Annotated in this window: 11 protein-coding genes; 8 read left to right on the top strand and 3 right to left on the bottom strand. The window is 50.2% G+C overall.

Features of this window, described 5'->3' with window-relative positions:
* Window positions 1–140 precede the first annotated feature (140 nt).
* Window positions 141–263 (bottom strand): hypothetical protein, encoded by a 123-nt coding sequence (locus C3B52_RS37775; RefSeq protein ID WP_268811885.1) that lies wholly within the window; start codon window positions 261–263, stop codon window positions 141–143.
* A gap of 160 nt (window positions 264–423) precedes the next feature.
* On the opposite strand from C3B52_RS37775, the gene C3B52_RS36435 reads away from it, so the two are divergent.
* The 5 genes from C3B52_RS36435 to C3B52_RS13095 all read left to right on the top strand — a co-directional run bounded on the left by C3B52_RS36435 (window position 424) and on the right by C3B52_RS13095 (window position 5555).
* A complete protein-coding gene (locus C3B52_RS36435) occupies window positions 424–597 on the top strand; it encodes a hypothetical protein (RefSeq protein ID WP_164684773.1) in 174 nt (57 codons plus the stop codon).
* A 308-nt stretch (window positions 598–905) separates the two neighbouring features.
* A complete protein-coding gene (locus C3B52_RS13110) occupies window positions 906–2996 on the top strand; it encodes a carbon starvation CstA family protein (RefSeq protein WP_103106540.1) in 2091 nt (696 codons plus the stop codon).
* Complete coding sequence (locus tag C3B52_RS13105) at window positions 2993–3205, top strand: CstA-like transporter-associated (seleno)protein (protein ID WP_103106539.1); 213 nt, start codon at window positions 2993–2995, stop codon at window positions 3203–3205. The genes C3B52_RS13110 and C3B52_RS13105 overlap by 4 nt, the downstream gene beginning before the upstream one ends.
* Before the next feature lie 204 nt (window positions 3206–3409).
* Window positions 3410–4225, top strand: coding sequence for an inositol monophosphatase family protein (locus tag C3B52_RS13100; RefSeq protein WP_103106538.1), 816 nt, complete (start codon window positions 3410–3412; stop codon window positions 4223–4225).
* A 244-nt stretch (window positions 4226–4469) separates the two neighbouring features.
* The gene (locus C3B52_RS13095) at window positions 4470–5555 is read left to right on the top strand and encodes a glycoside hydrolase family 15 protein (protein ID WP_103106537.1); all 1086 of its coding nucleotides are present in this window, start codon (window positions 4470–4472) and stop codon (window positions 5553–5555) included.
* A 51-nt stretch (window positions 5556–5606) separates the two neighbouring features.
* On the opposite strand, the gene C3B52_RS13090 is transcribed toward C3B52_RS13095, so the two are convergent.
* On the bottom strand, window positions 5607–7367 hold the full coding sequence (locus C3B52_RS13090) for a sigma-54-dependent Fis family transcriptional regulator (RefSeq protein WP_103106536.1): 1761 nt from the start codon (window positions 7365–7367) through the stop codon (window positions 5607–5609).
* 253 nt (window positions 7368–7620) lie between these two features.
* Here C3B52_RS13090 and fdhA point away from each other — a divergent pair, with 253 nt between their 5' ends.
* Together fdhA and C3B52_RS13080 are read left to right on the top strand one after the other, a co-directional pair.
* Window positions 7621–8838: a formaldehyde dehydrogenase, glutathione-independent gene (fdhA, locus tag C3B52_RS13085; protein ID WP_103106535.1), complete on the top strand. Its 1218-nt coding sequence runs from the start codon at window positions 7621–7623 to the stop codon at window positions 8836–8838.
* Between the two features lie 17 nt (window positions 8839–8855).
* A complete protein-coding gene (locus C3B52_RS13080; protein WP_103106534.1) occupies window positions 8856–9602 on the top strand; it encodes an MIP/aquaporin family protein in 747 nt (248 codons plus the stop codon).
* 18 nt (window positions 9603–9620) lie between these two features.
* Here C3B52_RS13080 and C3B52_RS13075 read toward each other — a convergent pair whose 3' ends face one another.
* Window positions 9621–10550, bottom strand: a complete 930-nt coding sequence (locus C3B52_RS13075; RefSeq protein WP_103106533.1) for a DMT family transporter — start codon at window positions 10548–10550, stop codon at window positions 9621–9623.
* A 165-nt stretch (window positions 10551–10715) separates the two neighbouring features.
* Here C3B52_RS13075 and pdxR point away from each other — a divergent pair, with 165 nt between their 5' ends.
* Window positions 10716–12164 (top strand): MocR-like pyridoxine biosynthesis transcription factor PdxR, encoded by a 1449-nt coding sequence (pdxR, locus tag C3B52_RS13070; RefSeq protein WP_103106532.1) that lies wholly within the window; start codon window positions 10716–10718, stop codon window positions 12162–12164.
* Window positions 12165–12183 lie beyond the last annotated feature (19 nt).

The following is a 12183-nucleotide window of genomic DNA, read 5'->3' as shown; positions in this document are numbered from 1 at the left end:
TGGTCAACCTTCCAATTCTTGTATCATTTTATCATACGTTGTAAAGGCAAGAATCAGTCTCGGGGCGGAGACATTCCCTTTCCTCATAAAAACCCTCCCAATCCAAGAGGAAAAGGGAGGAATGATAGAATGCATTCAAGCTATCCGATGTAGTATTTCAAAGCGAACAACCCGATCACCACTACGACTAGGGCGATAGAAAAAATTTTGATGTCTCTGATCGTTCCTTGAATCATGTCTGCTTCTTTTTTTGTATATCTCATTGCTATTCATTCTCCTCTCAGGTTTTCTTGCCATTCCTTTGAGGAGATCGTCCACAAATTTGGACCCGTACTTGATCGGCATCAGAATCATCCATTTTAGTCTCGTCTGGACAATGAACAAAAAGCTGACGATAAGGGCAAGCAGCAAATATAGCGTGCTTTGCTGTTTGACCGGCATAAAATGGGTCTGCTGCTTTTGCACGAAAACTTTTACAGGGGCGTGCTGACGGTAGCTGACGAGGTGAAACACGCCTTTATGCAGAGCTGTATAGGATGCCTGCGCATCATGAACAGTAGGCTCGGTAGAAATCGAGCTGCTGGGGAAAAAGCATAAGCACGTAACCAGAAGTGCAAGCCAGCAAATACGTATGAAAGAGTTGGGGCGAGATGGCATCTTGTCCCTCCTAAGCAGAAAAATGCTGTAGATATGCTATACGATAGACCAGCTGAAAGGTTTCAGATCTTGGTATCGCAGCAAGTGCGATTTGTCCTGTATGCGTTTTCACTCATACGAGAATGGTACCGCTCATGCCTTTTTTTGTACGGTTCAGCCAAGATTCGTTTAGACAACTTCTTCCTTATGATACCTTGTTCTAGGGCTAATTGCCTGAATTTTATAGAAATAGATAAGGAGGCGCATGTATGAAGAAATGGCTTCTTTCCATCCTCATCTGGGGTGGGATTGCCGCTCTAGGAGCAATTGGATTTGGAATTATAGCTCTGACTCGTGGAGAGTCCGTCAACTCATTTTGGCTATTGACAGCTGCAATTTGCACTTATGCCGTTGCTTATCGTTTTTACAGCCGTTTTATTGCCAAAAAATTGATGGGTCTCGATGACAAGAGAGCTACTCCAGCCGAAGTCAACAATGATGGAAAAGACTTCGTTCCCACAAACAAATGGGTACTCTTCGGACATCACTTCGCTGCGATTGCAGGTGCAGGACCACTCGTGGGACCTACCCTGGCTGCGCAGATGGGTTATTTGCCGGGGACACTCTGGATCATTGTCGGAGTGGTCATCGGTGGTGCGGTTCAAGACTTTATTATCCTATTTGGTTCGATGCGCCGCAATGGGAAATCGCTCGGACAAATTGCAAAAGAAGAAATCGGTCCGTTTGGCGGAGCGCTAGCGCTTGTCGGCATCATCGCGATCATGATTATTTTGATTGCCGTTTTGGCGATGGTTGTTGTGAATGCGCTTGCCGAATCTCCATGGGCTACCTTTACGATATTTATGACGCTGCCGATCGCGATCCTGATGGGACTGTACATGCGCTATATCAGGCCAGGGCGTGTCATGGAGGGGTCACTGATCGGTCTGGCTCTCCTGTTCTTCTCTCTCTGGCTGGGGCAGGCTGTAGCTGCGTCGCCAACATGGGGTCCAGCCTTTACGTTTTCCAAAGTACAGCTTGCGTGGATGATTATCGTGTACGGTTTTGTAGCGTCGGTGCTTCCCGTATGGCTCTTGCTGGCACCGCGTGACTACCTCAGCTCCTTTTTGAAAGTCGGAACCATTGCCATTTTGGCGGTTGGTATCATACTCACGCTGCCGCCGCTGCACATGCCAGCATTGACCAAGTTTATCGATGGCACGGGTCCTGTATTTGCGGGTAATCTGTTCCCGTTCTTGTTTATTACCATCGCCTGTGGTGCCGTGTCGGGATTCCACGCTCTCGTTTCTTCAGGGACGACACCGAAGATGATTGCCAAGGAATCGCACGCTCCATTGATCGGTTACGGCGGTATGCTGATGGAATCAGGTGTAGCGATCATGGCGATGATTGCAGCATGCGTGCTTACACCAGGAATTTATTTTGCGATTAACTCACCGGGGGCCGTGATTGGCGCAGACGCAGCAGCAGCGGCGACGACGATTTCCAGCTGGGGCTTTACCGTCACTCCTGATCAGCTGACTACGCTAGCGGATGACATTCAGGAAAAAACGATTCTCTCCCGAACGGGCGGGGCACCGTCACTTGCTATTGGGATGGCAACCATTTTCTCCGGAATTCTGGGCGGCAAGGCACTGATGGCATTCTGGTATCACTTTGCGATTTTGTTTGAAGCCGTTTTCATTTTGACGACGATTGATGCGGGGACGCGTGTCGGTCGCTTCATGGTCCAAGATATGCTCGGCAACGTATTCCCGAAAATGAAGGAAGTGAACTGGCTTCCAGGAAACTTGATCGGCTCTGGATTAATTACAATCGGTTGGGGTTACTTCCTGCTCCAGGGTGTCATGGACCCGCTCGGAGGCATCTATACCCTGTGGCCACTCTTCGGTATCGCGAATCAGATGCTTGCCGCGATTGCGTTTACAGTAGGAACGACCCTCATCTTTAAAATGGGCAAGGCACGATACTCGTGGGTTACACTGGTCCCGATGGCGTGGCTCACGACGGCTACACTCGTAGCTGGCTGGCAGAAGCTGTTCCACACAGATCCGAAAATCGGCTTCCTGGCGCATGCAGAGGCGTTCCAAAAGGCACTCGATGCAGGAACGTTGCCAAACGGGGTAAAAACGATTGAGGCTGCACAAAAAATGATTCTCAACGACCAGATCGACGCCGCCGTGTGCGCAATTTTCATGGTGATCACGATTGGAATTATTCTCGATGGTGCGCGCTTGTGGATCAATATATTGCGAGGTAAAAAGTACCCATTGTACGAAGCGCCTTATATCGATTCCAAAGGAGACTTCATCGACGGCAAAGGGCATCATGTAGCATGAGGCGTAAATGGAGAGCGATGCGAAAGTCGTTACGCCGCGTAAGCTCTGCCATCAAGACTATTTTTGGAATGCCAGACTACGATCGCTATTTGCAGCACTGGCTAGTGACACATGCGGCTCCGGGCATATTTCCGATGACGGAGCGAGAGTATTACATGTACGCACTTACAGAGCGATATGAAAAAGGCGGCGTGACACGCTGTTGCTAAGAAGCAAGTGAAGGAGAAAAGGGATGTCCCATCAGTCAGTAAAATGATGATGGGGCATCCTGTTTTGTTCGTATCAATAGCTCCTATACCTATTGCATGATTTTCCGGGTGCAAGAAGTCAGACCTACAGGCATTTAGGTGTAGTGTAACAGCAGGTAAAGTATGGTACACTAAAAAAAAGTCATGTTTTGGGTGGCGATACGAGTGCAAGCATCAACACTGGCGGCGCTAAAAGAGCTGACTCTGAGCTGCGCCCGTTCAGCGGGTGAGCTGAGTATGAAGCGAATGAAGGAGCCTTTTACTGTCGAGTATAAAACATCTGCCTCCGATCTTGTCACAGCTGTAGATAAAGAAGTGGAGAAGCATGTGATCGATATGATTCTGAAGCGTTTTCCCGATCACGGTATCTTGGGTGAAGAAAGTACCTTTGCCGAGGATTACAGAAATTACGATACGCTGTGGGTCATTGATCCGATAGATGGCACCACTAATTTTGTCCATCAGCAAATCAATTTTGCCGTTTCCATTGCCGTTTACCATAAGGGTGAGGGACTCGTCGGAGCCGTTTACGATCCATCCAGAGACGAGCTTTTTTACGCAGTCAAGGGAGAGGGAGCATTTCTCAATGACCGTCCCCTTCATCTGGACAGGACTGTGAGTCTGGAGGAAGCTATTCTATGCACAAGCGTGTTTTGGAACAAGCGCGCCGAGCAGATGGGTATTGACCTGATTGTAAAAAAGCTGGCTGGAAAAGTACGCGGGATGCGTTTGCTGGGCAGTGCAGCACTGGAAATGTCCTATGTTGCTGCTGGACGGCTGGATGGCTATGTCAGCCTCTCGCTCAATGCGTGGGATTTTGGAGCAGGACGAATCATTGTGGAGGAAGCGGGAGGCCGCGTGACCAACATGATGGGAGAGCCGTTGCCATATGACCAAAAAAGCAGTGTCATGGCCTGCAATCCAACTTTTTACGAGGAACTCCAGCATTACTTGAATTTGTCAGAGTCGACGGACGCGTAAAACTTAATACAAGAGCACACTGTGACCCTGCTGGATAAGTTCTTCCAGTGGGGTTTTTGTGCAGATAGGTGCAGTCGCAGCCTTCCCAAAGGAATGACGCAGTCAGGTTTTCTATGCTTGTGAAGAGGGCATCATGGACACATGATGTAAATTGACGCATATGCTATAGCAGCATGGCTAAAAGACGAGCGCGCATAGGCTGCTTATGACGCAGGCTTGTCTTTTGCTGAGGGGGGATCGTGTGATGACCAATACCCTGTGCACACAAAGTATTCAGCTGATCTTGCGGCACCAGGCTACGTCAGGGGCGTATATCGCCTCACCGGCCTTTACTCATTACAAGTATGCATGGCTTCGTGATGGAGCCTTTACGGCTTACGCAATGAATCGTGTTGGCCAGCACGAGAGCGCAAGCCGTTTCTATAAGTGGTGTGATCGCGTCATTAACAGGCATGAACAAAAGGCGAGAGCGGCGATAGATGCAGTAAAGGCAGGGGACCGCGGGGGAGAAACAGGGAGTGACCGTTTTTTGCATACCCGCTACACTGTGGACGGAGAGGAAGTCATCGGGGATTGGGGCAGCTTTCAACTCGATGGATACGGAACCTGGCTGTGGGGGCTGGCTCGTCATGTACACGATAGCGGAGAAGCCGATTTGATCAGGCAGCTGATGCCATCGATTGAGCTGACACTCGATTATTTGACGGCCTGTTGGCAGCTGCCCAATTTTGATTGCTGGGAAGAAGCAGGTGACCGGGTGCATCCAGTGACGCTGGCAGCTATTTTTGCAGGAGTCAAGGCAATGGAAGCTTTTTTGCCTGAAAGAGCACCTGAGCTGGTGCAGCTGGCAGAGTCGATTCGACAATTCGTTTTTGCGAACGGCACGGCAAACGGTCAATTTGTAAAGTCGATCGGCAATACTGCTGTAGATGCCAGTCTTTTATGGCTGACACTTCCCTTTGGTTTGGTAGAGGTAGATGATCCACGTATGATTCAGACGGTACAGGCGATTGAAAGGGAGCTGCTGGCAGGGCACGGTGTTCATCGCTACGCGTCTGATACGTACTATGGCGGCGGGCAATGGCTGCTTTTGTCAGCGTGGCTGGGATGGTACTACGCCCGGACAGGTAGAGGTCAGGAGGCATATGATATCGCCGCATGGATCGTGTCTCAGCGAAAAGATGCAGGCTTGCCTGAGCAAGTGCAGGAGCATTTGCTTTCGCCGCCAGACTATTCGTCCTGGGTAGAGCGCTCGGGTGAACCAGCTGTCCCGCTGCTCTGGTCTCACGCGATGTATCTTGTTCTGGCAGCTGAGCTTGGGCTTGCCTGAAGCATATATGTAAAGAGCGGCACTCCCATTCGGAGGTGCCGCATTTTTTGTTTACTGCCGATGAAAGCCGTACTCCGTCAGCTTGCGATATAGGGTATTGCGGCTAACCTGAAGCAGCTGGGCCGCGCGACTAATATTCCAGCGCGTGGAATCCAATGTACGCAAAATCGTTTCCTTCTCGGTTTCTTCGAGCGATAGTCTATGCGAAGGATGGGGAGACAGGGTGTTTCCCTCGGGTAAATCTTGCTCCCATTGTAGATGGACAGGCTCGATTTGTCCTCCCTCCGCTAAAAACGCAGCTTGGACTAGGATGCTGTTTAGCTCCCGGACGTTCCCAGGCCACGAATGGTGGTGCAAATGCGCTAACGCCTCGTGAGAAAGAGAGGTGCTAGCATCAAGCTTGTGCAGCAAGTGGGTAGCCAGTGCGCCGATGTCGCTTCGCTTGCGCAGAGGAGGCAGTGTCAGCTGGATTCCTTTTAGCCGATAGTACAAATCCTCACGAAAACGCTTGGAGCGAATCTCGTCGGGCAGATGTTTGTGTGTGGCAGCGATAATGCGCACATTCACATGCTTACTTTTTACACTGCCGACTGGCGTAATGACTTTTTCTTGCACCGCTCGCAGCAAGGCGGCTTGGGCACGAAGCGACATATCACCGATCTCATCGAGAAACAGCGTGCCGTTGTGAGCAGCTTCGAATTTTCCGATACTGCCCTCGGCTTTTGCTCCGGTAAATGCACCGCGCTCATAACCAAACAGCTCGCTTTCAACCAAGTCTTCCGGAATCGCACTGCAATTGACGGCAATAAAGGGCTGATCACTGCGTGGGCTAGCGGAATGAATGGCTTGGGCAAATAATTCCTTGCCAGTACCGCTTTCTCCGCTGAGCAGAAGGGGCGTTTCCATGGAGGCAGCTCTAATAGCAAGCTGCTTCACACGTGTGATGGTCGGGCATGTACCAAAAATATCGTCAAACACATAATGCTTTTGCTTGGCGGTGGATCGCGGACGTATGGTGATCGAACGCCATAATCTCTGGGAATGGTCCGAGATGCTTTCCATGACGTAGCCATCCTTTATGCTAAACTCCTTACCCAGACAGTCTCGGCCAATAATCCGTTCTGCCGCACGATTGGCACGAACGATACGCTGATCGCTGTCGAGAGTGAGTAGAGGAGTGGGATGTTCATTTTCCAGCTTTTCCATGTGTCTGAGAGTAAGCAAGTGTTCTTGCCGGGCTTCGCTGAGCAAGAGTCGATTTTGCAAGCTGTCTGCAAGCATCGTTACCAAAGGTAGAATAGAGGACGTATATTGCTCGATGCGGCAGCTGATGTTTACTGCTCCAAGCAATTCTCCCATAGAGTTGAAGATGGGACTGGCAGCACACGCGAGAAAATGATTGGTCCGGTAAAAATGATCCTCACCATAGACAAGAACAGGCTTTTTCTCAAGTAGCGTTACGCCCATGGCATTGGTTCCCATCGTATTCTCCAGCCAATTGGCTCCAGGTAGCATGTAGATTGAGTCAGCCAGCTCCTGAAATTCCGGAGTGGAAACAGTGTGGATGATGGTGCCGTGGCGATCAGTGAGAACAGCGATGTACTCGGCATGCTTGTAGAGTGGATATAGGGAATCAAAAACGGGGATTGCGTGCTCCAAAAGGAAACGGGAGTCTTTTTGTAGGGAGAGGATTTGACTCTCAGACAGCAACTGACCACGTACAGAATCTGTAGGAAGAAAGCCTTGGGCATAGCAGCGCTGCCATGATTCCCGAATCATTTCAAATTCATGGGAATACACGACTGAAGACACAATTACACCTCCTTACAGGAAATGGAATGTCTCAACTCAAAGATAGTATAACACAAGAAAAGTAAGAAAATTTCAAAAGTTGAGCAGTTGTCACGAAAATCCACACTCGTTTGTCCTGTTTTGTAACACTATGCGAAGCAGGGCGTGTACGAAAGCGGATTTGACTGCTATTTTTCCCGTTGGTACAAAATCTGCTATAGCTAGTCACTGTAATCGCTTCCTAACGAGCGAAACGATCTAAGGAGGGGTATAGATGGCAGGAAACAAAGCAGTCGTGTACAAAGGAACGGGCAGAGTAGGTGTGGAGGACATTGGTTATCCAGATTTGGTTCTGCGCGATGGACCTGGAGTAAACCCACTGAACGTCGGACGCAAGTGTGATCATGGAGTGATTCTGAAGGTTGTTACTACTAATATATGCGGTAGCGATCAGCATATGGTACGTGGACGGACAACCGCGCCAGAGGGCTTGGTGCTGGGGCATGAAATTACCGGGGAAGTGCTCGAGGTAGGCAGAGATGTCGAATTTATTAAAAAAGGCGATCTCGTTTCTGTTCCGTTTAATATTGCGTGTGGTCGTTGCCGTAGCTGCCGGGAGCAAAAAACACATGTATGTCTAAACGTCAACCCGGATCGTCCTGGATCAGCCTACGGATATGTGGACATGGGCGGATGGGTAGGCGGTCAATCGGAGTACGTGATGGTTCCTTACGCCGATTTCCAATTGCTCAAATTCCCGGACAAAGAAAAAGCGATGGAAAAAATTCTCGATCTGACCATGCTCTCTGATATATTCCCGACTGGCTTCCACGGTGCTGTGAGTGCAGGCGTGAAGCCAGGCTCAACAGTCTACATCGCAGGGGCTGGTCCCGTTGGTTTGGCAGCAGCTCATTCCGCACAGCTGCTAGGTGCCTCGGTCGTGATTGTCGGCGATCTCAACCCAGAGAGGCTGGCGCAGGCGAGAAGCTTTGGCTGCGAGACGGTGGACCTTGGCAAGCATGACAATCTCGGTGAGCTGATCGAGCAAATACTGGGCGAGCCAGTGGTGGATTGCGCAGTCGATTGCGTGGGCTTTGAAGCGCATGGTCACGGACCGAATCATTCAGAAGCGCCCGCAACTGTATTGAATTCGATCATGACAGTTACGCGTGTAGGCGGAGGACTGGGAATTCCTGGCCTGTACGTGACGGGTGACCCGGGCGGGATTGATGCCGATGCCCAGGAAGGAACACTGAAAATTCGCTTCGGACTGGGCTGGGCAAAGGCGCATACGTTTGTGACTGGGCAAACTCCTGTCATGAAATACAACCATAGCCTGATGATGTCCATTTTGAGTGGACGCGCGCAAATTGCCAAAGCTGTCAATGCGACGCTCATCTCGATCGATGATGCACCGAAAGGCTACAGCGAGTTTGACAGTGGCGCAGCCAAGAAGTTCGTCATTGATCCGCACGGGCTGGTACGTCGTTAGAGAGGAAGGTGGGGACAATGGAGCATCCCCCTTCTCTGTGGAAGCGGAGTGCTGCTGAGCTGATAGGAACTGCTCTGTTAGTTCTGATCGGACCAGGAACAGCGGCTTTTTTAGGGATTTTGACAGCCAAAAGCAATCAGGCGGCCACTCTCGCAGATATAGGTGTGGTTAGCCTGGCATTTGGATTGATTGTGGCGGCGATGATCTACACGTTTGGCAAAGTCTCCGGGTGCCATATCAATCCTGCTGTCACAGTGGCTTTGGCATCTGTCGGGCGGTTCTCCTGGCAGGAGGTCCCGGCTTATATCGCTGCCCAATTGGTGGGTGGGGTAGTTGGTGCTCTAGGGATCGTGGCTGTACTGGGCAGCGATGGCGCCGTCATTGGAAATTTGGGTGCAACGGTACTTTCAGCAGACACGAGCTATATTCGCGGAATGGTAATCGAAGCGATTGAGGCTTACGTACTGATGCTCGTGATCATGGGTGTTGCGGTTGATCAGCGAGCACCAGCAGGATTTGCGGGTCTGATCATCGGTTTGACAGTAGCAGGAATTATTATGATGACGGCAGGTCCGACAGGTTCTTCCTTCAATCCGGCTCGCACATTTGGACCATATGTCATCGATTCGTTGATGGGCGGCAAGGTCTACTGGAGCCAATTTCCGATTTATCTCATAGGACCGCTTGCAGGAGCGATTCTGGCTGCGCTCACCTATGACAAAATCGCATTTTCTCGTCGGAGGGATCATTCCTTGCAGCAATAAGAAAGCATAGGCACAGGCTCACACATTTTTAACGTGAGCAGTGCCTCTTTTTTCTGTCTGGGGTATCGTAGTGCCAGTCTTGCCAGTTTTAACAGTGGAGAGCAAAACTCCCCCGAGCGTAACTACTCCCCCGATGATCGTGAGAAGCGAGGGCACTTCCTTTAGCCAAACCCACGCAATCAAAAAGGCAAGAGCCGGAGTGAGATAAAGCGAGCTGGTTGCTTCCGAAGTGCCGACTACCGATGTCACGTAAGCAAGAGTCAAATAAGCCACGACACTCGGAAAAATGCCGAGATACAAAACACTGAGTGTCACGTCAAGCGGTGCTTGCATCACTGCCGTATCCAGTCCCGGCAAAAACACGAGCATAAACAGCGTTCCCGCCCAAATCGTGTAAGCGGTAAAGGCAAACGATCCGTACTTTTCTACATACTTTTTTTGAAAGGCGAAGTAAATGCTCTCCGAAAAAGAAGCCAAAAGAATCAGAAAGATTCCGCTGCTTAGCTGGATAGGTTTACCTGTGCCGATAGAGCTCAGTGCCACACCAGTAAAACCAATCAGAGCGCCGATCCACCCTTTTATCCCAAAGCGTTCTCGAAAGAACAGGAGGGCAAGCAGTGCAGCAAAGATAGGCGTAGTGGCTACGAACAGACTTGCGACCCCCGCACTGATCGTCTGCTCTCCGTAATTGAGCGCCGTATGGTAGACTGTAAAGCCCAAAGCCCCCAATAATAGCAGGAAGGGTACATCTCGTAGCGCAGGCAAGCGAACACGAAAAAAGGGCGCCAGGATTGCCAGGAAAAGAGAGCCTACGAGAAAACGCAAAACGGACAGATGCTCTGGTGAGTATGCCTCAAGTCCAACACGTATTCCGGCAAAGGCGGATGCCCAAAGAAAAATACTGATTCCATGCGCAGCGAAAACTCGAATTCGGGTATGATTGGACATGCCTCTCGTTCCTCTCTTTACGTAAAGTAAAACCAACCACCTTGTGCATATTGCCTCATTCTTTTTACCATCGTAATCAACAAGTGATAAAATATCTGCAACCACTTGCGTGACAAAAAAACCAACCACTCGCACGTAGACGAATTTATAAAGGGATGGGATGAGATGGCGAGAGAGCGGCGCAGCCAAGCAAGTCAGCTGCCTAAATATCAGCAAATCATCGACTATATCAGAGGCAAAATTTCTACTGGGGAATGGCCAATTGGCAGTAAAATTCCTAGTCAACGTGTTTTGGCAGAACAGTTTGGCGTAAATAGAAGCACGGTCATCACAGCATTGGAGGAGCTGACGGCGGACGGATTGATCGAGGGTAAAATGGGGATGGGAACGGTCGTGGTCAACAATACGTGGACATTGCTTGCTGCGACGCCTCCTCCCGATTGGAATGAGTACGTCAAATCGGGGCTGCACAAGCCGAGCCTGACAGCTGTTAAAAAGATCAATCAGGATGAATTTGATCCTGATTTGATTCAGCTCAGCAAAGGAGAGCTTTCTCCCGATATTTTTCCCTTGGAAATGATGAAGCATGTTATGGATAAGGTCACAAGAGAGCTGGGGAGATTCGGGTATGAGGAGCCTAGAGGATACTACCCTCTGCGACAGGCGCTGAGCGACTATTTGCGACGACAAGGAATTGAGGCATCACCATCGTCCATCCTGATTGTTTCGGGAGCATTACAAGCGCTCCAACTAATCTCTGTCGGACTTTTGCAGCGAGGCTCTACCGTATTACTGGAGCAGCCATCCTACCTATATTCGTTGCACGTTTTTCAATCTGCGGGCATGCAGCTGGCGGGCTTGCCGATCGATCAGCATGGACTGAAGCCTGATGAGATCATCAAGCGGCGCAAGCAGGAAAACAGCTCGATTTTATACACAATACCCTGCTTTCATAATCCGACGGGCATCCTGATGTCTGATAGTCGTCGGGAAGAACTCATGCGCGTTTGCGAGACTGAGCGGCTCCCGGTTATTGAAGACGACATCTATCGCGAGCTATGGATCGATGCTCCACCACCTCCGCCGTTAAAAGCGAAAGACAGGCACGGACATGTGCTTTATATGGGCAGCCTGTCCAAGACGCTGACACCGGGCCTTCGCATCGGCTGGGTAGTCGGGCCGGAGCCAGTAATCGAGCGGCTGTCCGATTTGAAAATGCAAACGGATTATGGTGCAAGCTCGCTTTCTTCCCGTGTTGCCGCAGAATGGCTGGCAAGCGGACTGTACGAGAAGCATATGAGTGAAGTACGGGAGCAGCTTGTGGTGCGGAGAGAAGCTGTCATTTGCGCCCTGCAAAAGCACATGAGTGATCTGGCGACGTGGGAAATACCGCAGGGAGGGTTCCTGATCTGGCTGAACATCAACGGGAAAATATCCATGATGGAGCTGTTTAGCAAGGCATTGCGTCAAGGAATTCTTTTAAATCCAGGAAATATATACGGACAAGAGCCAGAGGGGTACCTGCGAATTTCCTATGGTTACGCGTCGCTGCAAGATATGGAGACAGGCATCCATCGACTTAGCGAGATTATTCGCAGTCTACAAAGTGTATAACAGATAGAAAGAGGCAGGG

The organism is Brevibacillus reuszeri (genome assembly GCF_002897295.1).
In the GTDB taxonomy this organism is placed as follows: Bacteria; Bacillota; Bacilli; order Brevibacillales; family Brevibacillaceae; genus Brevibacillus; species Brevibacillus reuszeri_A.
The sequence above is the reverse complement of the archived record's forward strand: the minus strand, read 5'-3'. Positions and strand labels throughout refer to the sequence as shown.